General features: G+C 71.6%; 22 protein-coding genes and 1 pseudogene. 7 read left to right on the top strand and 16 right to left on the bottom strand.

What is annotated here, in order from left to right; genetic code table 11:
• Positions 1-9 precede the first annotated feature (9 nt).
• Positions 10-486 (top strand): MaoC/PaaZ C-terminal domain-containing protein, encoded by a 477-nt coding sequence (locus RYH79_RS07095; protein WP_370897605.1) that lies wholly within the window; start codon positions 10-12, stop codon positions 484-486.
• Here the strand turns inward: RYH79_RS07095 and RYH79_RS07090 are convergent.
• The 5 genes from RYH79_RS07090 to RYH79_RS07070 are packed head-to-tail and all read right to left on the bottom strand — an operon-like array spanning position 472 to position 8,441.
• A complete protein-coding gene (locus RYH79_RS07090; RefSeq protein ID WP_370897603.1) occupies positions 472-2,061 on the bottom strand; it encodes a hypothetical protein in 1,590 nt (529 codons plus the stop codon). The genes RYH79_RS07095 and RYH79_RS07090 overlap by 15 nt on opposite strands.
• Complete coding sequence (locus tag RYH79_RS07085; RefSeq protein ID WP_370897601.1) at positions 2,058-3,635, bottom strand: DUF58 domain-containing protein; 1,578 nt, start codon at positions 3,633-3,635, stop codon at positions 2,058-2,060. Before RYH79_RS07085 ends, RYH79_RS07090 begins: the two co-directional genes overlap by 4 nt.
• Positions 3,632-4,270 carry a DUF7269 family protein gene (locus tag RYH79_RS07080; protein ID WP_370897599.1) on the bottom strand — a complete coding sequence of 213 codons (639 nt, stop codon included), beginning with the start codon at positions 4,268-4,270 and terminating at the stop codon, positions 3,632-3,634. The genes RYH79_RS07085 and RYH79_RS07080 overlap by 4 nt, the downstream gene beginning before the upstream one ends.
• Complete coding sequence (locus RYH79_RS07075) at positions 4,267-7,695, bottom strand: transglutaminase domain-containing protein (protein ID WP_370897597.1); 3,429 nt, start codon at positions 7,693-7,695, stop codon at positions 4,267-4,269. The genes RYH79_RS07080 and RYH79_RS07075 overlap by 4 nt, the downstream gene beginning before the upstream one ends.
• Before the next feature lie 44 nt (positions 7,696-7,739).
• Positions 7,740-8,441, bottom strand: coding sequence for a nitroreductase family protein (locus RYH79_RS07070; RefSeq protein ID WP_370897595.1), 702 nt, complete (start codon positions 8,439-8,441; stop codon positions 7,740-7,742).
• Between the two features lie 195 nt (positions 8,442-8,636).
• Here RYH79_RS07070 and RYH79_RS07065 point away from each other — a divergent pair, with 195 nt between their 5' ends.
• Positions 8,637-9,956: an NtaA/DmoA family FMN-dependent monooxygenase gene (locus RYH79_RS07065; RefSeq protein ID WP_370897593.1), complete on the top strand. Its 1,320-nt coding sequence runs from the start codon at positions 8,637-8,639 to the stop codon at positions 9,954-9,956.
• Between the two features lie 60 nt (positions 9,957-10,016).
• Here RYH79_RS07065 and RYH79_RS07060 read toward each other — a convergent pair whose 3' ends face one another.
• The 3 genes from RYH79_RS07060 to RYH79_RS07050 are packed head-to-tail and all read right to left on the bottom strand — an operon-like array spanning position 10,017 to position 12,108.
• The gene (locus RYH79_RS07060; protein WP_370900801.1) at positions 10,017-11,069 is read right to left on the bottom strand and encodes a DoxX family protein; all 1,053 of its coding nucleotides are present in this window, start codon (positions 11,067-11,069) and stop codon (positions 10,017-10,019) included.
• A gap of 55 nt (positions 11,070-11,124) precedes the next feature.
• On the bottom strand, positions 11,125-11,328 hold the full coding sequence (locus tag RYH79_RS07055; RefSeq protein WP_370897591.1) for a hypothetical protein: 204 nt from the start codon (positions 11,326-11,328) through the stop codon (positions 11,125-11,127).
• A gap of 42 nt (positions 11,329-11,370) precedes the next feature.
• Positions 11,371-12,108, bottom strand: coding sequence for a sporulation protein (locus RYH79_RS07050; protein ID WP_370897589.1), 738 nt, complete (start codon positions 12,106-12,108; stop codon positions 11,371-11,373).
• Between the two features lie 188 nt (positions 12,109-12,296).
• On the opposite strand from RYH79_RS07050, the gene RYH79_RS07045 reads away from it, so the two are divergent.
• The 3 genes and pseudogenes from RYH79_RS07045 to RYH79_RS07035 all read left to right on the top strand — a co-directional run bounded on the left by RYH79_RS07045 (position 12,297) and on the right by RYH79_RS07035 (position 14,748).
• Complete coding sequence (locus RYH79_RS07045; protein WP_370897587.1) at positions 12,297-12,509, top strand: hypothetical protein; 213 nt, start codon at positions 12,297-12,299, stop codon at positions 12,507-12,509.
• Positions 12,506-13,334, top strand: a pseudogene (locus RYH79_RS07040) (zinc ribbon domain-containing protein). Before RYH79_RS07045 ends, RYH79_RS07040 begins: the two are co-directional and overlap by 4 nt.
• A gap of 100 nt (positions 13,335-13,434) precedes the next feature.
• Complete coding sequence (locus RYH79_RS07035) at positions 13,435-14,748, top strand: oxidoreductase (RefSeq protein WP_370897585.1); 1,314 nt, start codon at positions 13,435-13,437, stop codon at positions 14,746-14,748.
• A gap of 81 nt (positions 14,749-14,829) precedes the next feature.
• On the opposite strand, the gene RYH79_RS07030 is transcribed toward RYH79_RS07035, so the two are convergent.
• From RYH79_RS07030 to RYH79_RS06995, 8 genes are all read right to left on the bottom strand, one after another.
• Entirely contained in the window at positions 14,830-15,150 is a 321-nt protein-coding gene (locus RYH79_RS07030) for a DUF7964 domain-containing protein (protein ID WP_370897583.1), read from the bottom strand.
• Positions 15,147-15,575 carry a winged helix-turn-helix transcriptional regulator gene (locus tag RYH79_RS07025; RefSeq protein ID WP_370897582.1) on the bottom strand — a complete coding sequence of 143 codons (429 nt, stop codon included), beginning with the start codon at positions 15,573-15,575 and terminating at the stop codon, positions 15,147-15,149. Before RYH79_RS07025 ends, RYH79_RS07030 begins: the two co-directional genes overlap by 4 nt.
• A 213-nt stretch (positions 15,576-15,788) precedes the next feature.
• Positions 15,789-16,832, bottom strand: coding sequence for a succinylglutamate desuccinylase/aspartoacylase family protein (locus RYH79_RS07020; RefSeq protein WP_370897580.1), 1,044 nt, complete (start codon positions 16,830-16,832; stop codon positions 15,789-15,791).
• Between the two features lie 116 nt (positions 16,833-16,948).
• Complete coding sequence (locus tag RYH79_RS07015) at positions 16,949-17,191, bottom strand: hypothetical protein (protein ID WP_370897578.1); 243 nt, start codon at positions 17,189-17,191, stop codon at positions 16,949-16,951.
• Between the two features lie 103 nt (positions 17,192-17,294).
• On the bottom strand, positions 17,295-17,555 hold the full coding sequence (locus RYH79_RS07010; RefSeq protein WP_370897576.1) for a hypothetical protein: 261 nt from the start codon (positions 17,553-17,555) through the stop codon (positions 17,295-17,297).
• A gap of 9 nt (positions 17,556-17,564) precedes the next feature.
• Entirely contained in the window at positions 17,565-18,284 is a 720-nt protein-coding gene (locus tag RYH79_RS07005; RefSeq protein ID WP_370897574.1) for a class I SAM-dependent methyltransferase, read from the bottom strand.
• Positions 18,285-20,495, bottom strand: a complete 2,211-nt coding sequence (locus tag RYH79_RS07000; protein WP_370897572.1) for a type II secretion system F family protein — start codon at positions 20,493-20,495, stop codon at positions 18,285-18,287. It lies immediately after the preceding gene.
• Between the two features lies 1 nt (position 20,496).
• The gene (locus RYH79_RS06995; RefSeq protein ID WP_370897570.1) at positions 20,497-22,233 is read right to left on the bottom strand and encodes a type II/IV secretion system ATPase subunit; all 1,737 of its coding nucleotides are present in this window, start codon (positions 22,231-22,233) and stop codon (positions 20,497-20,499) included.
• A 108-nt stretch (positions 22,234-22,341) separates the two neighbouring features.
• On the opposite strand from RYH79_RS06995, the gene RYH79_RS06990 reads away from it, so the two are divergent.
• Both RYH79_RS06990 and RYH79_RS06985 read left to right on the top strand, forming a co-directional pair.
• The gene (locus RYH79_RS06990; protein WP_370897568.1) at positions 22,342-23,307 is read left to right on the top strand and encodes a DUF5787 family protein; all 966 of its coding nucleotides are present in this window, start codon (positions 22,342-22,344) and stop codon (positions 23,305-23,307) included.
• Between the two features lie 215 nt (positions 23,308-23,522).
• Positions 23,523-24,563: an ABC transporter substrate-binding protein gene (locus RYH79_RS06985; protein ID WP_370897566.1), complete on the top strand. Its 1,041-nt coding sequence runs from the start codon at positions 23,523-23,525 to the stop codon at positions 24,561-24,563.
• Positions 24,564-24,567 lie beyond the last annotated feature (4 nt).

The raw sequence follows: 24,567 nt of genomic DNA, 5'->3' as shown, positions 1-24,567 counted from the left end.
GCCACGGGCGTGCCGTACAGCTACGAGCCGCAGTACTTCGAGGCGTTCGAGGAGGGACAGACGTTCGAGAGCGTCGGCCGGACGGTGACGGAGTCGGACTTCGTGATGCACTCGTCGTTCACGGGCGACTGGACGGAGCTACACACCAACGCGGAGTACGCCGCCGACTCACAGTTCGGCGAACGGGTCGCTCACGGACCGATGACGTTCTCGCTGGCGACCGGCTTCGTCTACCGGTGTGGGTTCCTGGAACGGCGCGTGATGGCTTTCCTCGGGATGAACTACATGGACATTCCGGCACCGGTCCACGAGGGCGACACCGTCTCGCTGGACATGGAAGTCACCGAGACGAAGGCGCTGTCCTCGCGCGAGGACGCCGGGCTGGTCGTGATCGACTCGACGATGACGAACCAGGACGACGAGGTCGTGTTCGAGGGTGACATGAAGTTCATGGTGGAGCGGGAGCCCGACTCACCGGAGGAGTGAGACGAACACGACGAGCGCGAGCACGACGACGACGAGCACCACCGACGCCGGTGCCGCGGGCGCGAACGGCACGGCCGTCCACGCCCGGACGGCGGCCACGGCGCCGACCGCGGCGACGGCGCTGACGAGCAGCGTCCCGCCCAGGTGGACGAACACGGCTCCCCGCGCGTGGCCGCGACGACCCACCTCTCGCCCGAGCTCGACGCCGTACGTCCCGAGGTCCCAGACGGCGACGGCCGCGACCAACGCTCCCGTCGCCGGCGCCGGCCCGGCGCCGACCGCCAGTCCGACCCCGCCGGCGGTGAACAGTCCGGCGGCCGCCAGCCCGTGGCCGACGCCGGAGCCGGGCGCCAGCCCGACGACGGCCCCCGTGGCCAGCGCGAGCGTCACCGTCGCCGTCGCGGCGACACACGCCGCGACCAGCGCCAACCCGACCGTCCCCAGGCCGTAGTAGGCGACGACGGCGTCGAACTCCGTCCGGAGGGTCGCCGCGGCCGACGCCGGCAGCTCTGCGGCCGCGGCAGCGACCAACGTGGTCGCCAGCCGACCACCCTGGCTCCACCCCAGCCACACGAGCACGCCCGTCCCGGCGGCGTAGCCGACCGCGACCGTCCGGGTGCCCAGTCGGGTGCGGTAGGCGACTCGAACGAGCCGGACGGCTCCCCAGACGCCCAGCCCGGCGCCGACGACCCCGACCGCGAACGCCCGGATCCCCGGCGCCGCCGTCGCGGCACCCAACGACTCCGTCAGGCCCGGCGGCACCCGCGACCACAGCAGTTCCGGCGCGAGCGCGTTCACGGCCCACACCGGCCCGGCGAGGAAGACGACCGCCCACCCGCGGTCCAAGGCCGCGAGCGTGGCGTCGTAGACGGCGACGGCACCGGCAGTCTCCTCGGTCTCGTCGTCCAGCAGTTCTACGACGGGCAGCCGGCGCGACGCGGCCGCGAGCGTCACCGCCGCCAGCCCGGCGACCGCGAGGAGGCTGCCGACCGGCGGCGGCGACGCTCCCGGGGTGACGACGACCGTCACGAGTCGGTCGACGAACGACGACAACGGCGCGAGCGACACGGTCACCCCCGCCTCGGCGGCGGCGACGGCCCGGAGCGCCGGCAGCGACGCGGCCGTCCCGACGAGCAGGGTCGCAGTCAGCGCGACCGCGGCGGCCGCCGAGAGTCCACGCGACGCCACGGGCTCGCCCGGGAGCCCGGTCGCCCCCAGCGCCGCGACGCCGAGGCCGGCGACGACGAACACCGCCCCGACGGGCGCCGAGCCGGCGAACTGCGCGAGGAAGACGAGCGCCGTACCGGCGACGGCCAGCCCGCCGGCCGGCAGCGTCACGACGGTCGCGGCCGCGACGGCCGCCGGGCGGTAGCTGTCGGCGGCCGCGAGCCGTGTCAAGACGCCGACGGCGACGGCACCGGCGACGGTCGCGCCGGCCGTGTCGACGACGCCGACCGCGGTCGCCAGCGCCCAGCCGGCGCCCACGAGCAACAACGTCGACAGCAGCGTCACGACCGGCGGCGACCGCCAGTTGGCCGTCGGCGGGGCGCCGTCCGCGTCTCCCGACCGGCTCACCGCCGTCCACCCCCGGCGAGTGCCCGCGCGACCGCCAGCCCTAGCGGTCTGTCGCTCGGCCAGTCGACGACGGTCCGACACAACGGTCGGGCGTCCCGGAGCCGGAGTCGACGCGCCACCGCGGCCGTCCGACCGCCGAGGCTGTCGCCGCCGGTGTTGTCCGGCGCGATCACGGAGACGGCGTGGCCGGCGACGGCGAACCGCCGGGCGTACGCCGTCGGCACGCTGTCGGGGAACGGGGAGACCACGATCACCTCCGCCCCGTCCGGACACCGGGCCACGAGCGAGGCGGCCGCGGCGTCCGTCCCGCGCGGCACGTCGCCGTCGTACCCTCCCTCCCCGGGCGACTCCCGGCTCCGCTCGCCCGCGACCGCGGCCGCGGCCGCCAGCGTCTCCCGGGCCCGCCGTCGGCCGTCGGCGCCGTCCGCTCGTCGCACCCACGCCGTCTCTCCGGCGGTCGACACCGGGACGGACACCGCCTCGGGTGACAGCCCCAACACCGCGAGCGACACCTCGTCCCCGTCCGCGCGGAGCCGTTCGACGGCCGCCTCCGCCGCGTAGGCGGCGTACTCCGCACCCGTCGGGTGGGCCGCGGCCGCCGACCGTCGGGTCGACGGCCGCACGTCCACCAGCACCACCGCCCGGCCGGCGCGCTCCTCTCGGAACTCCGTCGTGACGAGCTGGCGACGCTTCGCGTACTGCCGCCAGTTCACCCGCGACCGGGGGTCGCCACGGCGGTACGTCCGGGTGCTGTGGAACTCCAGCCCCTCGCCGCCGGTGTCGGCCGTCGCGCTCCCGACGCCCAGCGGCGCCGCACGCGAGACGCCGACCGTCGCCGCCGGCGCGGTACAGCCGACGGCGTCGTCGCCGCCGACCGGGACGGAGAGCGTCGCCGCGTCGCTGCCGGCCAACGACCGGACCCGGACGCGACCGGCGTCGAACTGGTAGCTCCCCCTGCGGGCGACCACCTCGTACTGCAGGCTCGCCGTCTCCCCGGGGCGGAGCGACAGCGCCGCCCGCGGGGAGCCGTCCACGACCCCCAGCTCCTCGGGGACGCCGTCGACCACCCGCAGATCCGTCAGGACCGCGTCGCCGTCGTTCTCGACGGTGAGTTCCACCGGGACGGCGTCCCCGGGTGTCGTCTGGCGGTCGGGCACCGCGCGGGTCAGCCGGACACTCGCCGTCGCCGGCAGCGCCGACACGGCCGCGTAGCCGACGTACGTCAGCGGCACCACCGCGCTCGCAACGACCAACGGTGCGCCGTACAACAGCCCCAGCCCGACGAGGCCAAGGGCCCCACCGAGCCACACCCGCCACCGACGCCACAGCCGCTCCCGACCGAGCACCGTCGCCGTCTCGTCGGCCGTCTCGCTCTCGTCGGTCGTCTCACTCTCGTCGGTCGCTCCGATGTCGTCGTCACTGCTCCCCGCGGTGTCACCGCCCCCTCCGCCGCCGGTCGGCTCGTCCCACTCCTCGTCGACCCAGTCCCAGTCGCCGGCCGTCTCGGCGTCGGTCGCGCGTGTGTCCGCCGCCCGCGTCTCGGTCGCGTCGGCGCTCGTCGACTCGTCCGTCACGCGGACCCACCCCCGCTCGGCCCGTCGTCGTCCAGCCGCGTCTCCACGGCCGCGACCGTCCGGCGGAGCCGGCGGCGCGCCTCGCGCTCCTCGTCGAGCCAGGCGCGCAGCCGCGCGACCACCGGTACCGGAACCGCCTCGCCGAGGACGGCCGCCGCGAGCTCGTCGTCCGTCCACTCGCCGTGTCGGACTCGGTCGCGGGCCGTCTCCGGATCGACGCCGGCGGTCGTCCGCTCGACGGCGACGGCCATCCCGCGGAGTCGGTCGACCGTGCTGTCGAGCGACGCTCCCCGCACCCGGTCGAACGCTCTGTCCAGTCCCGAGCCCGTGATCGTCTCCGTCGGCACCGTGACTGCCTCGGCGGGCTGGCCGTCCCGGCCGTCCATCGCGGCGTCCGTCGCCTCGGTCGCCGAGACGCCGACTCGGGAGAAGACGACGGCCAACGAGCCCGCGAACGCCGCGGCGGCCACCAGCAACAGTTGGCCGTCGAACTCGGCCAACAGCTCCGTCAGCGACCCGACGGCGGGCAGCAGTTCGGCCGTCGTCGCCGGTGCGACGGCGACGGCGACCGCGACGGCCAGCGCCGCGACCCCGAGCCAGCCGACGACGGCCGTCAGGATCCGTCGCGGAGTCACGGCGACTCACCCCCGTCGTCTTCGGTGTCGTCGCCCCGCAGCCCCGCGAGCGCCTCCGTCACCCGGTCGACGTAGTTCCGGGGGTCGGCGTCGCCGTACTCCACGGCGCGGTAGCCGTCGCGCAGCGTCCGTACCGGGCCCGCCGGGAGCCCGTCGCGTTCGATAGCCCACCGAGCCAACTCGCCCGGCGTCAGCGTCCGGACGCTCCGGACGGTGAGCAGTCGGACGAACTGCGTCCAGGTCGTCCGGATCGTCTGTCTCGCGGACGGGGTCGCCGACGACTCGCCGTCACCGCCGGAGTCGGCCGCCGTCGTCGCGGTCGTGGTGCCGTCGCCGGCGGCGGCGCGCCCGATCCGTCGGACGGCCGCGAGGAGGTCTCCGAGTCCGGCGACCAGCGCGAGCCCGGCGCCACGGGCGAGCGCGGCCAGTCGGCCGGGGAGTCGGGCGAGCGTCACCCGACGGGCCAGCAGATCACCCAACAGTGACAGCAACGCGTCGCTGGCCCGGTCGGCCGCGGCCGCGACCCGCAGCACCGCAGACAACACCGTCCGCCCGGCGAGGACGGCGACGCGTCGGAGTCGGGCGACGACCGTCTGCGGACCGACGCCGGTGCGCCGGACGAGGGCGACGGCCCCGACGAGCAGGCCGAGGGCGACGACTCCGACCCCGGCGGTCGTCCGGCCGACGCCGGCGACGGTCGTGGTCGCGCGCTGGCCGTTCGCCCGAACGACGTACGTCGGCGCCGCCGCGACCGGGAGCGACAGCGTCGCGGTGCCGTCCGCGCCGGTCTCGGCGAGCCCGGCGCCTCCACGGCTCACCGTCGCGCCGTCCACCGGCTGCCCGTCCAGCGTCGTCGAGAGGGTGACGGGTGCGAACGGCAGCGCCACCGGCCACCCGACGGCGCTGGTCGCGTTCAGGCGGTGGATCTGCACCGTTCGGTTGCCCGCGACCGGCCCGCGCCGCACCGTCAGCGTGTACTCGCCCGGCGTCGTCGGGAGCCGGACGCTCGCCCGTCCGCGGGGGCCGGTGCGGGCGACCCGTTCACCGTCGAGCCGCACCGCCGCCCCGCGAACCGGGGTGTCACTGACGGCCGCGACGACCGTCACCGTGCGCCCGCTCCGCACGTTGCCGACGACGGACACCGACACCCGCGTGTCGAGCGGGTAGGTCGTGGAGTTGCCGTCGCCGGCGGTCGCGTTCCGTGTCGGCGGCAGCCCGCCCGCGGCCCCCCCCGACGCCCGCCGCGCCGGCGCCCGGACGGTGACGTTCAGCTCCCGTGCGTACGGCACCCGGGCGACGACGACTCCGGTGTCGTTCGTCGTGCCGATCCGGGCACCGTTGAACAGGACGACCGCTCCCTGGATCGGTTCGTCGGCACGCGTCACCGTCACCGCGACTGTCGCGCCCGGCACGGCCGTCCGGTTGAGATCGACCGCGAGCGGCGGCGGGCTGTCCGTCTCGTCGTCACTGGGCGTCTCTGTGTCGGTCGGTGTCTCCGTACCGGTCGGTGTCTCGGTACTACTGGGTGTCTCCGTGCCGGTCGGTGTCTCCGCACTACTGGGTGTCTCCGTGCCGGTCGGTGTCTCCACACTACTGGGTGTCTCCGTGCCGGTCGGTGTCTCCACACTACCGGGTGGCTCTGCGGCTTCTGGTGTCTCTGTGCCCGTCGGTGTCTGTGTGGCTCCCGCCGTCTCCGTGCCAGCCGGATCCGTCTCAGTTGGTGTGTCGTCTCCGGGGGTCGCGGTCGCGTCACCGCCCGGCGTTCCACCCTCGGTCGCCGTCACGTCACCACCCGGGGTCCTGCCGTCAGTCGCGGTCGGGTCGCCACTCGGCGTTCCGCCCTCGGTCGCGGTCGCGTCACCGCCTGGGGTCCTGCCGCCAGTCGCCGTCGCGTCACCACTCGGCGTTCCGTCGCCGGGGGGTGTCGCGGTCGGCGCGCTCGGTGTCGCGTCGTCGCCAGGGGTGCCGCGCTCGCCCGGTGTGTCCCCCGTGGAAGTCCCGTCAGCGCCGTCGGTGCCGCCCGTGGTCCCGGTTCCTTCGCCGGGCGTCGTGTCGGTCGAGGGCGACCCGTCGGTCGCCTCCGTCCCGGTGGCGTCGGCGGGGGGCGTGACGGGGGTGTCGTCCGTCGTCGTGGTTCCGTTCGGATCGAACGTCTCGCCGGGACTGCCGGACTCCGTCGGACTGTACGACGCCGCCGAGGCGCCGGTCTGGTTGGCGTACGCCCGTCGCTCCGCCGAGAGTCGTTGGCTCCCGGGCGTGGGGTCGAACCGCACCCACCCAACGTCCGGGAAGTACACCTCTACCCAGGCGTGGGCGTTCATCGCCCGGACGGTGTACTCCCCCGGGCCGGTGCGTTGGCCGGTGGAGTAGCCGACGACGTACCGCGCCGGCACGTCCTGGGTGCGCAGCATGACGGTCATCGTCGCGGCGAAGTACTCGCAGTAGCCCCGCTCCATCTCGAACAGGAACTGTGAGGCGACCGTCCCGTCGCTGGGGTCGTGGGTCGCCGACAGCGAGTAGTTCCGGTTGGCCTCCAGCCACCGCTCGATCTGGACGGCGGTCGCGTACGGCGTGCCGGCGTCGCTCGTCAGTTCGCTCGTGAACGCCGCGACCCGTTCCGTCTCCGGCGCGTTCCCGACCCCGAGGTAACGCTCCGTGACGGCCGTCGGGTAGTCCCGGCCGGCCGCGCGCAACACCGCCGGCTCCCGAGCGGGGTTGTACGACACTCCCTCGTAGCTCCGGCCGGCCGGCACCGGCTCCGACCGCGCCAACGACGCCCCCGGCGCCAGCCGCGTCCCCGCCGGCGCGTCCACCCGTGCGGGACGCCAGACGGTCGGCAGCGCCGTCGCCGACTGCCGGAGCGTCACCTCGTAGGCCACCCGGTCGCCCCGCAGCGGCCCCGCCGGCACCGTCCCGTCGAACGACCGGGACTCGCCGGCGCGCTCGAACCCCTGGCCGGTGTAGTCGCCGTAGGCTCCAGTGCGCCAGTACGACGGTGCGCTGCTCTCGACGACGAAGTGAACCTCCGCGCTCTGATTCGCCAACGGTCGGTCGTCGCCCGGCGCGGTCGCGCCGCCGACGCTGGCCGACTCCGCGGCCGACAGCGCACCGAACCCGCCGCCGCTGCCGCCGGCGAGGTCACCGCCGAGTCCACCGGCTCCGCCGGCGCCCGAACCGCTCGGGAGTCCGGCGTCGCCGGCCGCGTCGGCCGCCTCCCCCGCCGTCCCGCCGCCGAACGGCGACAGCGACAGCGCCGGCGGCGCCCCGCTCCCGACCACCGCCGGCACCGCCGCGGCCACGAGCACGAGTGTCGCCGCCGCCAGCAGCGTCACCGCCGCACGTCCGTACTCCCGTCGTCCGCCGAGTTCGACGCCGTCGACGCCGTCGTCGTCCGGCGACGCCGCTCCATCCGTCTCGTCACTCACTGTTCGCCTACCGCAACCGACGCGTAATCAGTCTGCTGGTGGTGTCAATCGTCCGCCTTCACCGCCTCCACCGCCTCCGTCGTCTCCGTCTCGGCGACGTCCGTCTCCGAGACGGGATCGAACGAACCGAAGTGAGTGATCTCGTCGACGGACCGGCGCGCCTTGCGGTCGTTGTCCACGTCGTCGGCCCCCTCGGCGGGGTAGCCCAGCGTGACGAGCATGACGGGCTCGTAGCCGTCCGGCACGTCGAAGGCGTCGACGAGCCCGTCGGCGTCGAACCCCTCCATCGGACAGGAGGCGACCCCGCGGTCCCAGGCGGCCAGCATCAGCGTCATCGCCGCCAGAGACGACGACCGGGTGGTCCACACCCGCCGTTCCGCCTCCGGCAGATCCGCCATTCCGGCGACGTTCTCCAGCAGTCCCTGCTTGACCTCCTCCCCGGGGAGGTACCCCTTGTCCAGCCAGTCGTCGAAGACGGCCTCGGCGTGGGCCGCCGGGTCCGTGTTGCCGAACACGACGACCGCCGCGCCCGCCTCCGTGACGTGTTCCTGCTCGTACGCCACCTCCCGCAGCGTCTCCTGGTCGGACTGCTCGTCCAGCACCAGGAACTCCCACGGCTGGAGGTTGTACCCGGACGGAGCGAACCGCGCGTCGTCGACGATCTCTCGGATCGTCTCTCGTGACAGCGACTCGTCGCTGTACTGGTGGACCGACCGCCGCGTTCGAACTGCCTCTCTCAGGTTCACACCAGTGTTAGGGGACGACCGTCTAAGCTGCTCTCGATACCGGATACAGTTTCCTTTAGTAAGTTGTAAAAGTGAAACAAGAGTCACCAGGTGACGTTCGTGTCACCGGGTGGCCGTCGTGTTACCGTCGCGGGATCACCGCCCAGGAGTCGCCGAAAGCGACAGTTTACCCACGGTCGCGGTCCAACGACGACCGTGTTCGATCTGTTCGCCTACGTCAACTGTAGCCACTCGCCGACGGTCGAGGACGCCTGGCGGCTGCCGGACCACGAGATGGCCGACGGCTACCGGAACCTCTCCTTTTGGACCGACCTGGCGACGACCCTGGACGGCGCCTTCGCCGGGCTGTTCTTCGCGGACGCGTACAACGTCGCCGACCGCTACCGCGACAGCGTCGCGCCGACGGTCAGACGCGGTGAGCAGTTCCCCGAGAACGACCCGTTGCCGTTGCTGTCGGCGTTGGCGGGCGCGACGGAGTCTCTGGGGCTCGTCACCACCGCATCCGCGTCGCTGTACCCCCCGTACCTCCTGGCGAAGAAGCTCTCCACGCTGGACGACCTCACGGACGGCCGGGTGGGCTGGAACGTCGTCACCTCCGCCGGCAGACTGGAGTTCGAGAACGTCTTGGACGGACGCATCCCCCACGACGAGCGGTACGACCGCGCCGCGGAGTTCCTGACGGTCGTCCGGAGCCTCTGGGAGGACTCTTGGGACGACGACGCCGTCGTGCGCGACGCCGCGGGCGGCACCTACGCCGACCCGGAGGGGGTGTCGTTCGTCGACCACGAGGGGGAGTACTTCGACGTCCCCGGCCCGCACATGACACAGCCGACGCCACAGCGGACGCCCGTGATCTTCCAGGCCGGCCAGTCCGACCGCGGCCGGGCGTTCGCCGCCCGCAACGCCGAGGCGTTGTTCTCCTTCTCGTTGTCGCGGACGGGGTTCGCCGACTACGCCGCCGACGTGCGCGAACGGGCCGCCGACGCCGGCCGTGATCCGAACGACCTCCGTCTGTACCCCGCGATCACGCCGTACGTCGCCGAGACGGCCGCCGACGCCGAGCGGGAGCGCGACCGGGTCTTGGACGTGATCGAGCCGGAGACCGGGCTCGTCCGGCTGTCGAACCACCTCGACCACGACTACTCCCAGTACGACACGGACGAACCGCTCGAGGCGATCGACGCCGACGGGATCAGAGGGGCGCTCCGGGCGTTCCTCGCCGACGACCGCGAGTGGACCGTCGGCGAAGCCGCCGTCCGCTACGCCCGGTACCCCACCGCCGAGTTCGTCGGCACACCCGCGAGCGTCGCCGACGAACTGGAGCAGTGGGGGGAGGCGGGTGCCGACGGCTTCGTCGTCACCGCGCCGGTCGTCCCCGGCGGGCTCGAGGCGGTCGTCGACCTGCTCGTGCCGGAGCTGCGCGACCGTGGACTGGTCCCGAGGTACGGCAACGAGACGCTGCGAGAACGGCTGTTGGACCGCCCCGCAGACGACCCTGCGCCGCCGCGCCGGTAGCCGACGCGACGACCCCGGCCGTCGACACTCAGTCGTCGCCGAACAACCGGCCGTCGACGCTCAGTCGTCGCCGAACAGCCAGCCGTCGACGGAGAAGGGGCCGCCGCCGGTGACGAGCAGCGCGGACGTGAGCCCGAACAGGGAGACGTGCGCGAGCACGGGATCGTCCGGCAGTCCGAACAACGTCGTCGTGAACAGGAGGAACGCGACGGCGCCCGAGGCGCGAGTGAACGTCCCGGTGAGCAGGAGCAGCCCCACCGCGGTCTCCGTCAGCCCCGCGCCGGCGACCCACAGCTCCGGGGCCACCGGCACGACCGCCGTCAGATCGTACTTCGACACCACCTGGAGCGCGTCGCCGGGCTGCATCAGCTTCTGGACGACACCGAGGTAGACGAACTGGGCGCCGACGGCGACCCGGAGCACGAGCCCGGTCGCGGCCGGGGCGTCCAGTCGACCGACGAGCCGGTCCAACGGGTCGCCGCCGACGCCGAACCGGTGGAGTAGCGTCCCGTCGGTCACCCGGAGCCGACGGAGCAGTCCGTCGGCGCTCGGCTGACCGCTACCCAGAAACAGGATGCCGAGGAAGCCCCCGACGTACTCGAGCGCCAGCAACGGCTCCGGCCAGCCGGTCGCCAACACCCACAAGTACGCCCCCAAGCCGACGACGGCGACCCACCGCGTCGCCAGCCCGAACAACAGGAGGAAGCCGAGCGCGACCTGGAACAACCGCAGCGAGGTGGGCACCGCCGGCGTGAACAGGTAGCCCGCGAACCCCGCGCCGACGAGCGGCAGTCCGACGCTCAGCCGGAACATCCACGGGAGGTACGGCCGGTACGACTGGAGCGTCCGACGCGCGACCGTCAGGTCCGTCTGGAACGGCCGGAACCGGGCGTAGCCGCCGGCCGCGACCGCCGCGCCCCCGCCGCCCAGGAACAACAACGTGGCGTTGGCCGGCCGTGACAACACCTCCAACAGGAAGGCGATAGGGTTGACGTACCCTCCAGAGCCCTGGGTGACGTAGTCGACGTGTGCGAGCGCCGGCACCGACAGCGCCGCGACCGCGACCGCGAGAACGGCGGCCCGTCCGGCGTTCTTGACAACGAACCGACGGATGTTGGACACGAACCCGATACGAGCGCCAGGCTAAAGGCGTTTCCTCCGTACGCAATTACTCCGCCGTCTCGTCGGACTCCGTCCCCGCCACCGGTTCGACGGACTCGACGAGCTGTTTCCCGAACGAACGGGTGGTGCCGTCGACGTGGAAGCTGTAGGAGCTGCCGAAGTCGTCGTAGTCGTCGACGACGACGGTCGTCTCGCCGTCGTCGGTCAGTTCGTTCGGCTCCGCGAACGCGACTGTGTACTGTGTGGCCACGACGACATCCAGGGGCTGCGGGAACGTGTCGGTTTCGGTGGCTCAGCTGTACTGCTCGATCAGCGTCGCCAGCTCCTCTCGGACGGCGGCCGTCTCCGTCGACGCCACGCTCGTCCGAGCGAGTCGTTCGTCCGTCTCTGCGAGCTCGCTCAACATCCCGCCACGGCGGTCCACCTCGACGAACAGGTCCAGCGCGTCCGGCCCGGGACTGGCGACGAGCTCCACCTCGTCGACGGCGCCGCGGAACTGACCTCCGGTCGCGCGGAACTCGAACTCCTGGAAGAAGCTGGCTCCCTCCGTGTACCGGCCGTACGGGTCCGCCTCGCAGTCGGCCGTCCGCAGCGAGAAGCCCAGCTCCTCCATCGCGTCGAACACGGCCTGGAGCCGTCGGGTGGGGCGCACGTCCAGGTAGTCCGTGTCGTCCGGGTCGACCGCGAGGTCGATGTCCAGCTCCGTCTCCACCCACGCCTCGGCGTCGCCCATCGTCACCGGGGTGTGGTACGGTACCTGGAACGTCGTCTCTCGGACGGTCTCCTCGTCCGGCTCGATCACGAGGTCTTCCGCGACGACGAACCGATCCAAGTCCACCTCGCGGTAGCCCTCCTCCGTGAGATACCGGGTCTCGATCTCGATCCTGACGCTACCCACCTCCTGTTGGACGTCGCCGCCGGCGATCTGTACGTCCGCAGTGACTGTCTCTCCGGGGACGACCGTCTCCGACGGGAGGACCGTGTCGACGGACGCGTTGCCGATACCGACGCTGGCGATGACTTTCTTCATGCTGTGACGGCTGATCCGTCCGGGTGTACTGTGTGTCTTGTGGCGGGGCTGGCGTGTCTCGTGACGACTCGGCGATACGTCACGCGACGGGAGGCACCGACGGCGTCCCTCGACACGCTCGCACGACGGTGTCTCTCGTGGCGCCACCGCCCGACAGAGCCAACTCCCGGGGGTACACAGACGCGTCTGTGACCGAACGACGCTGTCCAGACTGTAACGTCCGCCTGGAGCCCGTAGAGTTCGGAATGTCCGACGCCTACAACCCACACGTGAAGACGGGGGACAGACAGGAGGGGCTGCTCGGCCGGCTCGGCGTCGACGAACGCCGGTCCGTCTCGGCGCTGCTGTGTCCGGAGTGTGACCGACTGCTGTGGTACGCCGACCCGGCCGACGCGGAGTGACACGTAGCGAGCGGAAGCCCACCCGTTCACGGGTGGGTCCGAGCGACAGCCCGACTATTCAGTGGAACGAGTTGAATTACGAGCGCCGCCAGCAACTCTTCGACGGCGAGAGTGTGTGAGACACCGACGACTACCGGAAGCAGTACGTCGACGTTCTCGGCTCTGCCACCGCACAACGGGTGATTCAGAAGAACAAATCGACGTGGCAGTCCTTTTTGCTGCCCGCGAGAACGGCGAGGATACGACCCCGCCAGGCTACCGGGGCAACAAGCACGATGGCCGCGAGCTACGAACGACGCGACGGCGCGACCACGCACAGTATGCACTGGTTCGGGACCTGATAGAACGGCTCTACGCAGAGGGGTCGCTACCGTGTACGTGGGCGACCTCACGGACGTTCTCTCGACGCACTGGTGCGCCGAGGTGAACGAAAGGACCCACCAGTTTTGGGCGTTCGGGGCGTCTGTCGAGCGGCTATCGCATACCGCTGAAGAATACGGTACCACCGTCGAGGTGCACTCAGAAGCCGATACGACCCGGACCTGCCCGGCGTGTGGCGAACAGGACAGTACAGGTCGGGACGGCGACGTGTTCCGGTGTCCGTGCGGTCACGAAGCCCACGCGGACCTGTGCGCGTCTCGCACGCTCCTCAAACGACAGACTGGCCGACCCGAGGTCGGGTCGGTGGCACGGCCCGTGCGTCTCGAGTGGGACGACCACAACTGGTCGGAGGCACCACACTCTCCCGAGAGGAGAAGTCCCGACGAGAAGCGCACAAACCGCAGTACCGGCGACGGGAAACTTGCCTCCGTGGGTGCGGCATAGCCAACGTCCCAACCGGAGGAATCCCACGGCTCCAGCCGTGGGAGGATGTCGAGGCGACGGAACCCTCAAGCCCACGCGCTCCCGACCCCCGGCAGATCGGATGTCTGACGGCTCGCCTTCCCCCACGCTGGAGACCCCGTTGTCCGTCGGCGGCGTGCGACTCCCCAACCGACTGTACCGTGCGCCACTGCTGGAGTGTGCCGGCAACGGCCCGGAGGCCGTCGACGCACTGATCGCGGACCTGGAGCCGGCGGCCGCGAGCGGCGCCGGCCTGCTCTGTCAGGGGGCGACCATCGTCCGCGAGCGGGGCGGCTGTGCGGCCCCGGGGATGACCCGCGTCCACGACCCCGAGTTCGTCGCCGAACTGGAGCGGCTGACGGACGCCGTCCACCGCCACGGCGCCCGGATTGCGATCCAGTTGGAGCACGGCGGACTCCGCTCGATGGAGACCTGGCACCGAGAGTACCGCCGCGAACACCCGGATCTGCGGCAGTTGGCCGTCTCGGAACCGCCCTGGCAGCTGCGGGCGCTCGAACGGGCGGGGTTCGTCGCCTACGACGCACACGTCCTGTCGACGGCAGAGGTGTACGAGCTGGCGGCGGACTTCGGCCGGGCAGCCGCCCGGGCCGTCGACGCCGGCTACGACCTGATCCACCTCGCGGGCGCCAACATGGGCATCGTCCACCAGTTCTGCTCCCCGTTCTACAACCGCCGTGACGACGAGTTCGGCGACCTCGGGCGGTTCTTCGAGGTCGTGCTCGCCGAGATCCGCGACCGGGCCGGCGACGTGCCCGTGATGACGAAGGTGCCCGCGGAGACGGAGGCGCCGCCGTTCGTCCGGCGGCGCCGCTCCGTCGCCGAGACCGTCAGACTCTGTCAGCGGCTCGCGGCGGCCGGCTACGACGCGCTCGTCCCGGTGAACGGCTCCGTGTTCTGGGACATGTCGGTCATCCGTGGGGAGTTCCCGGACGCGGCCTGGCGGGCGGAGCGTCACCGCGACGGCTACACGGACGCCTTCGGCTCGCGGCTGCGGGCCGCCGCAGTCGCGGCCGCGAACTGGGTCGAGTCGTTCCAGTTCGACTTCGAGCCGGCCTGGAACGCCGACCTCTGTCGGCGGGTCCGGGACCGTGTGGACGTGCCCGTGCTGCTAGAGGGCGGTGTGCGCGAGCGCCCTCGGATCGACTCGTTGCTGGGTGACGCCTGTGACGCCGTCGGGATGGCCCGCCCGTTCTACGCCGAGCCGCGGCTCCCCGCTCGACTGCTGAACGACGACGGGGCCGCCGTCGTCTGTGAGAACTGTAACAACTGTGTCGTCCCGCAGGCCGCCGGCGAGGCGGGCGTCTGTCGCACTCCGGCGGTGTTGGAGCGTGCCGGCCGGCTCCGCGCCGAGGGAGCCTACGAAGACGACGACTGAGTCGTCGGAGGCGTCACCCCGGCGAGCACGACACGACCGGACGACGCGGCCGGCGAACACGAGAGGCGGAGCCGACCGTCGCTACAGCGTCTCCCGGACGGCAGTCTCACACTCGCGGAGCGCCTCGTAGCGACCCTCGCCGTCGTCGCCGGCCCGGTAGTCGACGGCGTGGACGACCCGCCAGCCGTCGTCGAACGCCAGCCCGCGCACCCACTCGTCGGTGGCGACGAGCAGGCCACGGGTGTCGTCCGTGTCGTCACTCGTTTCGTCGGTCGGGTCGTCGTCGGAGCCACCCGCGTCGGTGTCGACGGCGACCGCGAGCGTCACCGGCTCCGAACGGTTGAGCCTCGAGACGGTCGCGTCCGACAGCGGACGCGTCGGGAGGCTGTCGACGACACTCACTTCAGACGCTCCTGGAGAACGGACGGGTGGGCGGCTTCGACGCCCTCGACGGCGAGCACCTCCTCGTCGATCACCACGCCGAGGTCCTCGCCGTCCGCGGCGCGCACCTCGGCCATGAACATGTGATCGCCCGAGGAGGTGTACAGTCGTTCGATCGCGTCGAGGGACTTGAGCCCCCGGGTGGCCTCGACGTAGCGGTCGCTCTCGGCTTCGACCCCGACGAACGCGATCGTGCGGCCGGAGAGCTTCTTGGGGTCGACCTCGGCGGAGTAACCGACGACCACCCCGTCGTCCTCCAGTTGGTCGATGTACTTCCTGACAGTCGGCTTCGACACCCCCGCACGCTCCGCAATCTCGGCGTGAGAGGCCTGCGCGTCGGCCTCGAGGGCGTCGAGGACGCGCTCGGCCGTCGACGACGAACTCATGAAGGGACATTTACGGTGAGCGAAAAAGTACCTTGCGAAGAAGAAAACGTGGTTGGGAGGTTCGTCGCCACCGGAACGGTCTCGGTGGCGCGGGATTCGTCGCCGCCGGAACGGGCCCGGTGGCGCGGGATTCGTCGCCGCCGGAACGGGCCCGGTGGCGCGGGATTCGTCGCCGCCGGAACGGGCCCGGTGGCGCGGGATTCGTCGCCGTTGTCACTCGGAGGCGGCGGGTACGTCGCCTGCGGGGTCGCCGTCGCCGTTGCGGGCGTGTTCGATGGCCTGTCGGGTGTCGTCCTCGACGCTGGCGAGGTGACACAGGGGGTTGCCGGGGGAGACGACCGGGTTCTCCAGCACGCCGACGACGACGCCGGTGAACGGCGCCTCGACGACCGTCTTCTCCGTCTTGAACGGGTTCGTGATCGTACACACCCGGTCGCCACCGTGGACGAGCCCGCCGCGGTCGGCGTGGACCTCGACGATGCCGCCGACGTCGGCCCGGAGCCAGGTCTTCTCCTCCCAGCCGGAGACGGTGGTGCGCCACCCCGGCCACCGTACCTCGCGGTCCGGGAACACGCCGTACTCCCCGAACACGCTCTCGACGCCCGCGAGCGCGTGGTCGATCAGGTGGCGCTCGAACCGGTGGGCCTCACCCATCTCCACCGTGATCGTCGGCACGCCTGCCTCCGACAGCTCCCGGCGGAGCATCCCCTCGGAGCCGTCCGTGTCCATGATCATGTTCGTCCCGAAGGCGCGCGCCAGCCGTGCCACGTCCTCGTCGTTCATGTCCGCTCGGACGTGGAACATGTTCGACCGCCCGCGCGTGGAGGTGTGGAAGTCGACCCCGAAGTCACACTGTGAGAGGAACTGCTCGTAAATCCGGTGGGCGATGCGTTTCGCACCCGTCGAGTCGGGGCTCCCCGGGAACGCACGGTTCAGATCCCGGTCCTGCACCGGGAGGTACCGCTCCTGTGAGACGAACCCCTGCGTGTTGACGACCGGCAGACAGACGAGTGTGCCGTGGACGTCGGCGTGGTTCCAGTCGTGGGCCACCTCCCGCACCACTTCGACCCCGTTCAGTTCGTCCCCGTGGACGGCCGCGGTCAGAAACGCCGTCGGTCCGGGTCGTTCCCCGCAGACGACCGTCACGGGCGTCTCCACCGGGTCGCCCAGGTACGTCTCGCTGACGGGGAACCGGACGTGTTCCGTCTCGCCCGGACGGACCTCTCCCCCGTCCCAGGCGAACGGCTCTGCACTCATACCCCCCCTTCACGACCGGGTGGTATTGTGGCTTCCGAGTCGGGGGCGACGAGAACGAGTGACAGGCCGACAGTTCGGGCGAACACACCCTTCGCGGCGGCGACTCCCGTGACGGCTCACTGCGGGTCGAACCGGGCGGCGACGTACAGGAGCGTCACGCCGAACAACACGGACACCGCCGTCTCCGAGGTGACGACCGGCGGACAGTTCGTCCCCGCCGAACACACCTGGAGGCTGGCGACGAGTGCCCGAACGACGACGAACGCGCCGCCGAGCGCCGTCACGACCCGCGCGACTCCGTCGAGAGGGACGAACGACCGCCGCAGTGTCTCGGCCAGCTGTCTCACGTGTTCGTTCACCGTCGATCACCGCCGGGCGTCACTGACATCGTCTGCTGTGTGTCCGTCGAACACACAAAAAGTCTCCCTCGGAGTGTCGGTTCGTGACGACCGCCCGCCGGGGCTACTCCGACTCGGCGCGTCGGCTCGCCCGTTCTCGCGCGGTGTCGCGTGCCCGCCGAACGAGGCCGTCCACGCCGCTGCGCTCCACGACGGCGTCCACGGTCGCCCGTTTCTCGCCGACGGTCGCGCCCACGAGTGCCCCCGCGGCCGCGCCGCTGGAGGCCGCGTTCCGGCCGAACAGTCCCCCGACCGCACCGCCGACGGCGCCGCCGACCGCCGCGTACTTCGCCCTGTCGACCGTCCGTGTGATGCGTTGACGCATACCGTGATCCTACGCGGGCCGGCTACAAGTGTCTTCCTCCCGGCTCGTCGTGACGACCGCGTAGCAGTTGCCGCTCGAAACCCGCGTCGAACGGACGGTCAGCCGGCTGTCGGCCAGGTCCGCCCGGAACTCCGCGGGGTCGTACACGTGGTAGTACCGCGGGACCGTCTCGCCGCCGGGGAGCGTCCAGTCGACGGTCGTGTCGAACCCCTCCTCGCGGTCGAATCGGTCGTGGGCCGTGCTCCAGACGGAGACGACCGCGACGCCGTCGGGCGCGAGCACGCGGGCCAACTCCGACAGCGACGCCACGCGGTCGGTCCGCGTCGGGACGTGGTGGAGCGTGGCGACGTACACCCCCAACTCGACGCTGTCCGTCCGGACCGGGAGTCGGACGGCGTCGCCCGCGACGGCCGCGAGCCGGTCGTCGTACTCCCGCTCCGTGGCCCGCTCGCGGGCGACCGCCAGCAACGCCCGACTCGCGTCGAGGGCCACCACGCGGTCCGTCCGCTCGGCCAACAGCTCGGCGTGGCGACCGTTGCCGGCGCCCAGATCCAGCCCGACGGTTCCCTCGCGGTCCGCCAGGAACTCCCGCACCTCCGGCCACGGGTGGTGGCGGGTCTCGGCGAAGTGGTCTGCGATTCGGTCGTACGTCTCCGCGACCGCGCGTCGCCGTCCTGTCGCGTCTCCGCCGGACTGTCCCGTCTGTTCGTCTCCGTCGAACCCTGCCATTCAGACCACGTACGTGAACACCACGTAGGCGACGGCCAACATCAGTGTGACGTGTTTCGCTCCGTCGCGGACGTTCCCCTCGCCCAGTTGCCCGGCGATGAGGCCCGAGGACAGCCCCTGGACGACGGCCGCGTGGAAGAACAGGACGACGTACTGCGCCGAGTTCACGTTCTGGATCCCCGACAGCGCCCCGGCGCCGCCGCCGACCCCGGGGACGGAGCCGCCGCCGGGCAGCGAGCCGCCCAGCTCCGCGCTCTCGATGGCCGGCAGGAACGACGCCGTCAGCGCGCCGACGATGGCCAGGAACACGAAGAAGGAGACGTAGATCACGATCATGTACGTCGCCATCACCTGCCGGCGCTCCCGGCGGAGCTGCTGGGTAGAGCGGGCCTCGTCGGCCGCGATCTCCATCACCGGCGCCACGTCGCCGCTGGCGGCCACGGCGTTCGTCGTCAGGGCGACTGCCCGGGTCATCATCACGGAGTTGACTCGTTCTCGGAGACGGTGGAGCGCCGTCGCCAGGTCGGCGCCCCACTCCACGTCGCGCCAGGTCCGGCGTAGCTCCGGCGTGAGCGCCCCCACGTCGTCGCGCGACAGCGTCTCCACGCTCTCCACGACGGACATTCCGGCGTCGTTGACGGACGCCATCCGGTCTAGGAAGTCCGGCACCGCCGACTCGATCCGTTTGGTGCGTCTGCTCTCGTACTCGTAGACGGCCGCGTACACCCCGATCACGGAGACGAGCCCCTCCACGACTGGGCTGTCGAGCGTCCGGGCGGCCGCGAGCGGATCCGCCGGCACCGCACCCGCCCGGACGAGGATCCAGACGAGCGCCACCGGAACCGTCACCCACGCCGTCACGGACGGCCGTTCGCGGAGGAGTCGCCCCGGCCGGCGCAGCAACGACAGGTACGACTCGACGGCGTCGTACGCCGCCAGCCGCTGTCGACTCTCCGCCCACCGATCCGCCGTCGTCTCCTCCGTCACCGTCCCGCCGTCGGCCGCCGCCTCCTCCCCGCCGTCGGTCGTGGCCACCGGCCGACCGGCGCCGTCGACGGCGACCGACCCCGTCGTCGCCAACGGCTCGGGCCCGCCACCGTCCCCGTCACCACCCCCCAGCGCGGTCGTCCGGGGGTCCGTGTACGACTCCGTCGCCGCGCCGGCGCCTCGGGTCCGCTGTGAGACGGAGTCGATGTAGACGGCGAACCCCAGCGTCGCCAACGGGACGCCGAGGTACACCACGAACCGCAACACCACCATCGTGTTCTGGCCGAGCACGAGCCCGATCACGACCAGGATCGTGATGAGGAACAACGGGCCGGCCACCAGGACCGTCACGTACGCCTCGGCCATCGTCGACAGGATCTCCAAGTACTGCTCCTGTTGTGACTCCGCCTCGTCCTGGTACCGCTGGTACTGGTTGCGGAGAAACTCCGAGAGGTTGCGCCCACTGCCCAACACGGACGAGAGGTTGCCCGCGAACTCCGACATGTTGTCCGAGGGAGTGCGCTCGGACAGCCGGTCCATCGCCGTGATGGGGTCGGCCCCCAGCGTCTCCATCTCCCTGACGGCCACCCCCAACTCCCGGGCGGCCTCCCCGTACACGTCCTCGTTGTCGGCGAGCGTGTTCATCACCTTCGGGAACGCCATCCCGGACCGCGAGAGGGCGTACACGAACGCCACCGTCCGCGGGAGGGTGGCCTCGATCTTCCCCGCCCGAGCGTACGCCGTGTTGTCCACCAGGAGCCACCGGCCGTAGTAGGTGCCGGCGCCGAACAACGTCCCGAACGTCGCCGACGACACCAACAGCAACGGGAACAGTTGGACGACGCCCAGATCGGAGACGGTGTCGAACTCGCCGACGAACGACAGCGCCGGGGGGAGTCTGGCGGCGATGGCCTCGCCGCCGACCTGGAGCGCGAACAACCCGCCGGCGATGACGTACACCCCGAGCACGCTCCCGACCAGCCCCAACACCGCCGCGAACAACAGCGTCTGGGCGGCGAACGACCGGTGGGTGTCGCCGACGTGTGCCGCCCGCATCCGGCGTTGTTGGTCCCGTTTCCGGTCGCTCTCCCGGGCGACGTACTGCCCGAAGAACGTCACCGCGACGCGGGTGAGGAACACCTCCACGTCGTCGTCGAACTGCGCGAGCACCAACGGGACGAGCAGCCCGAGGGCGCCCACCAACGGGAGTAGCCACAACACCATCTCACTGGAAGCCGCCGTCGGTCTCGGCGCCGACGCCGGCGTCACCGCTGTCGTAGTCCGGCTCCGACGCGTCCGCGCCCGCCGTGACGGCCTCGTCGTCCAGCACGCTGTCGACCAACTGTTCGTCCTCGATCCGGGCCATCGTCTCCTCGGCGTCGGCGTAGTACTCGTTGACCAACGCCGTGAACGTCCGGTAGTCCGTCACCCCGCGGTCCATGAGGTGTTGGAGGAACTGCTGGCGGTCCCGCATCTCCGACAGCAGTTCCGACCGGCTCCAGCCCCGTTCCTCCTGGATCTCGTCCAGCAGGCTGGAGTCGTTGCGCTGGAACTCGTCGGCCTCCGGCAGCCAGCTGAACGCCGACGAGTAGTTGAGCTCTTCGGTCCGTTGGTCGATGCCGCCGATCTCGCCGACGGTCTTCGCACGGCGGACGCGCTCCCCGTCGAACCGGGTGAGCGTCTGGATCGACAGCATGTCCAGGCTCTGGACCATCGCCCGCGGGACGTTGATCGGCTCGTTCTCCAAGCGGTTGATGACGGTCTCGATGGAGTCTGCGTGCATCGTCGAGAACGTCGTGTGGCCCGTGTTCATCGCTTGGAACAGCGTCACCGCCTCGTCGCCACGCACCTCGCCGACGATGATGTACTCCGGGCGGTGGCGCAGTGCCGACCGCAGCAGGTCGTACATGTCGATGTCCGACCCCTCGCCCGTCTGTTCGCGGGTGACCGACGACAGCCAGTTGTCGTGGTACAACGACAGCTCCCGGGTGTCCTCGATGGTGAGCACCTTCGCCCGCGGCGGGATGAACATCGACACCGCGTTCATCGAGGTGGTCTTGCCGGAGGCGGTGCCGCCGGCGAAGATGAGGCTCTTGTTGTGCTCGATACACAGCCAGAAGTACGCCATCTGCTCGACGGAGAAGGTGCCGTACTCGATCAGGTCCACCGGCGTGAACGGCTCGTCTGCGTACTTCCGGATGGTGAACGCCGACCCGCGGGGCGTGACCTCCTCGCCCAGCGTCAGCTCCACCCGGGCCCCGTTCGGCAGCGTCGTCCCGACGATCGGTTCGCCGACGGAGACGTGGTTGCCGGACCGCTGTGCCAGCCGCGTGACGTAGTTGTCCAGCTCCTGGCTCCCGAACACGACGTTCGTCTCGATGTCCGTGTAGCGGTCGTGGTAGACGAAGATCGGGAGGTCGTAGCCGTCACAGGAGATGTCCTCGATGTGTGGGTCGTGGAACAACGGATCCACCTTCCCGTACCGCCGGAAGTCGCGGGCCAGGTAGTACAACAGCGCGTGGAAGCTGTTCATCCCGACGTCCGCGCCGTACTGTTCTAACAGCCGCGCGAGCTCCTCGCGGAGCGTCTCCTGGCCGGCACGACCCACGCCCTCGCGGAACAGGAGGGGGTCGCGGATGTCCTCCACCACCCGGGCGAGCAGTTCCCGTTCGAACTCGTCTAGTTCCGGCTCGACGGCGTGGTAGTAGTGTTCTGCCGCCTCCGGGTCGTGGGTGACGACGACGTAGGCGTACGGCGCGTTCACCCAGTAACGCTCTACCACCTCGTGGCCCTCGGGCGGCTGGAAGTCCGCCAGCGGGCCGTCCTCGGGCCGGAACGGCCGTGTGTCCAGGTCCGTGCCGCGCAGCATCTCCAGGGTGCGACGAATCCGCTCCGTCACCGACAGCTCCTCGTCGTCCCGCTCTAGCGTCGACCCGAGCGCCTCGGAGATGTCGCCGGCCATCGGTTCGTACTGTCTCGGGGGCCAGCGAACTTAAATCCGGCCCACCCCCGTGCCGCCGGGTCGCGGCGCGGTCGCGTCACACTTACTCGTGGAGCCCTACGTCGTGGTGTGGCCGCCACGGAGTACGGCTTCGAACTCGCGTTGTGTGCGACCCTGGAACGGGAGACGGAGTGGGTGGTGTCCCGCCAGCACGGCGGCGCGGTCGCCGACCCCGGGGGACGGATCGTGGACGTGGTCGGGGTCGTCCCCGGGCCGGCGTTCGACGACCGAGCGGCGATCACGGACCGGACGATCCCGCCGGCGGCGGTCGCGGCGGACGTGGGCGTCGGCCGCGCACGCCGGCCGGAGCGGGCGTTCGACTGTCACCCGGAGCGTCGCGAGGAGGCCGTCGAGGCGGCCGTCGACTGTGGGTTCCTGGCGTCCGAACACGACGGCACGGAGAGGCGGGTCCGCCAGACCACACGCTACCCCGATGGGTGGGTCGACGAGCTCGTCGCCGTCGAGAACAAGCCGGATCTCGACCGCCCGGGCGACCTCCGGGCACAGCTCCGACTGGACGCCAGTCTCGGCCTGTTCGACCGTGTCGTGTTGGCGACGGCGACACACGTCACCGGCGCCCACCGCAACCGCGTTCCCGAGTCGGTCGGAATCTGGGAGTTCGACCCGGAGACGGGCGAGCGGACGGTCGTTCGGCCGCCCGACCGGCTCCCGGTCGACGAGCCGGGCGTAGAGCCCGGCGAGGCCCACGACGGCCGGACGGCGGTGACCGTCGTCTCCGCCGACGAGAAGGCGGCGCGGCGTCGCGTGGTCGCGGAACGTGCCTACGGCAAAGGGTGGCGACCGTCGTCGTACCCCGCGTGCGCCCGGTGTGAGCCGGACGAGAACGGCCTGCCGTACTGTGCGGCCTACGACCGGGTGGTCGCCCCCGGCAGCGACTGCGGCGACGACTGTCCGCGCCGCGAGCCCGCGGACCCGCCGGCCGTCGACGCCGACGCGCTCCGCGCGTCCCGGACTCCCTGGGTCCGCGACCCTCCGGGTACCAGACGCCGCCAGACCGGGCTCGACCAGTTTTGAGCGGCGACGATCCGGTGGGCGACAGTCGGCGGACAGCGGGCGTCGGCGGGCGACGGCAGACGGCCGCGGACGACGAGGAGTCGACGGCGTGCGTCCCCGGACGGGAGCGGGCGAACAACGGGCGTCTGCGGACGAGAGCAGGCGATCAGTGGGCGCCCACGGACGACGGCGAGCGGACGACGGGAGTTTTGTGGGCGGGGCACCAACGACGCGACATGACAGACCAGCGAGTCGTCTCGTTGTTGCCGTCGGCGACGGAGACGCTGTGTGCGCTCGGCGTGGAGCCGGTCGGGGTGACCCACGAGTGCGACTACCCGCCGGAGGTCACGGACCTGCCGACGGTCGTCCACAGCCGGATCGACACGGACGGCGACAGCGCGGCCGTCGACGACGCGGTCCAGGCGGCAGACGACGGCGTGTACCAACTCGACCGGGAGCGACTCCGGGAGCTAGACCCGGACGTGGTCGTCACCCAGGGGATCTGTGACGTGTGTGCCGTCGACGAGACGGTCGCCCGCGAGACGATCGCGGACCTGGGGCTGGACGCCGAGTTCGTCGCCACCCACCCGCACACGCTGACGGACGTGTTCGACAACGTCGAACGGCTGGGCGAGGTGCTGGGTCGGTCGGAGCGAGCGACCCAGCTCCGAGCGGAGTTGGAGTCGCGGGTCGCGGCCGTCCGAGAGACGGCGACAACGGCCGTCGAGGAGACCGGCCGACCGCCGGTGGCCGTGTTGGACTGGCTGGACCCGGTAATGGTCGCCGGCCACTGGGTGCCGGAGCTGGTCGAGATCGCCGGCGGAGAACCGGTGCTCGCCGACGTGGGCGAGCGGTCCGGCCCCGTCCGCTTCGAGCGACTCGTCGCGGCCGAACCGTCGGTCGTCGTCTGCGGGCCGTGCGGGTTCGCCGTCCCCCGGACGCTCGCGGACGCCGACGCGCTCGTCGACCGCGATGGGTACGACGACCTCCCGGCGGCACCCGACCGGACGTACGTCGTCGACGGCAACCACTACCTCAACCGTCCGGGGCCGCGGCTCGTCGAGAGTCTGGAACACCTCGCGGCCGCGATCCACCCCGAGCGGTTCGACCCGCCGGGGACGGCGCTGTGCCGGCTCGACGCCGCCGCTGGCACCGCGACGACCGTCGCCACCGGCGAACAGAGAGCCGTCCCCGCCGTCGACGACTCCGACTCGACGGCGACCGCCGTCACAGACGCAGAGTCGCCGGAGCCGTCGCGGGCCCCGGAGTCGGAGTAGCCTC

It is taken from the genome of Halobaculum sp. MBLA0143 (assembly GCF_041361465.1).
Taxonomy (GTDB): Archaea; Halobacteriota; Halobacteria; order Halobacteriales; family Haloferacaceae; genus JAHENP01.
The sequence above is the reverse complement of the archived record's forward strand: the minus strand, read 5'-3'. Positions and strand labels throughout refer to the sequence as shown.

Excerpts from the sequence above, each read along its gene's own strand:
- RYH79_RS07020 (WP_370897580.1), bottom strand. The coding sequence starts at position 16,832 with ATGAGTGCAGAGCCGTTCGCCTGGGACGGGGGAGAGGTCCGTCCGGGC.
- RYH79_RS07050 (WP_370897589.1), bottom strand. The coding sequence starts at position 12,108 with ATGAAGAAAGTCATCGCCAGCGTCGGTATCGGCAACGCGTCCGTCGAC.
- RYH79_RS07005 (WP_370897574.1), bottom strand. The coding sequence starts at position 18,284 with ATGGCAGGGTTCGACGGAGACGAACAGACGGGACAGTCCGGCGGAGAC.
- RYH79_RS07010 (WP_370897576.1), bottom strand. The coding sequence starts at position 17,555 with ATGCGTCAACGCATCACACGGACGGTCGACAGGGCGAAGTACGCGGCG.
- RYH79_RS06985 (WP_370897566.1), top strand. The coding sequence starts at position 23,523 with ATGACAGACCAGCGAGTCGTCTCGTTGTTGCCGTCGGCGACGGAGACG.
- RYH79_RS07000 (WP_370897572.1), bottom strand. The coding sequence starts at position 20,495 with ATGGTGTTGTGGCTACTCCCGTTGGTGGGCGCCCTCGGGCTGCTCGTC.
- RYH79_RS07035 (WP_370897585.1), top strand. The coding sequence starts at position 13,435 with ATGTCTGACGGCTCGCCTTCCCCCACGCTGGAGACCCCGTTGTCCGTC.
- RYH79_RS07025 (WP_370897582.1), bottom strand. The coding sequence starts at position 15,575 with ATGAGTTCGTCGTCGACGGCCGAGCGCGTCCTCGACGCCCTCGAGGCC.
- RYH79_RS06995 (WP_370897570.1), bottom strand. The coding sequence starts at position 22,233 with ATGGCCGGCGACATCTCCGAGGCGCTCGGGTCGACGCTAGAGCGGGAC.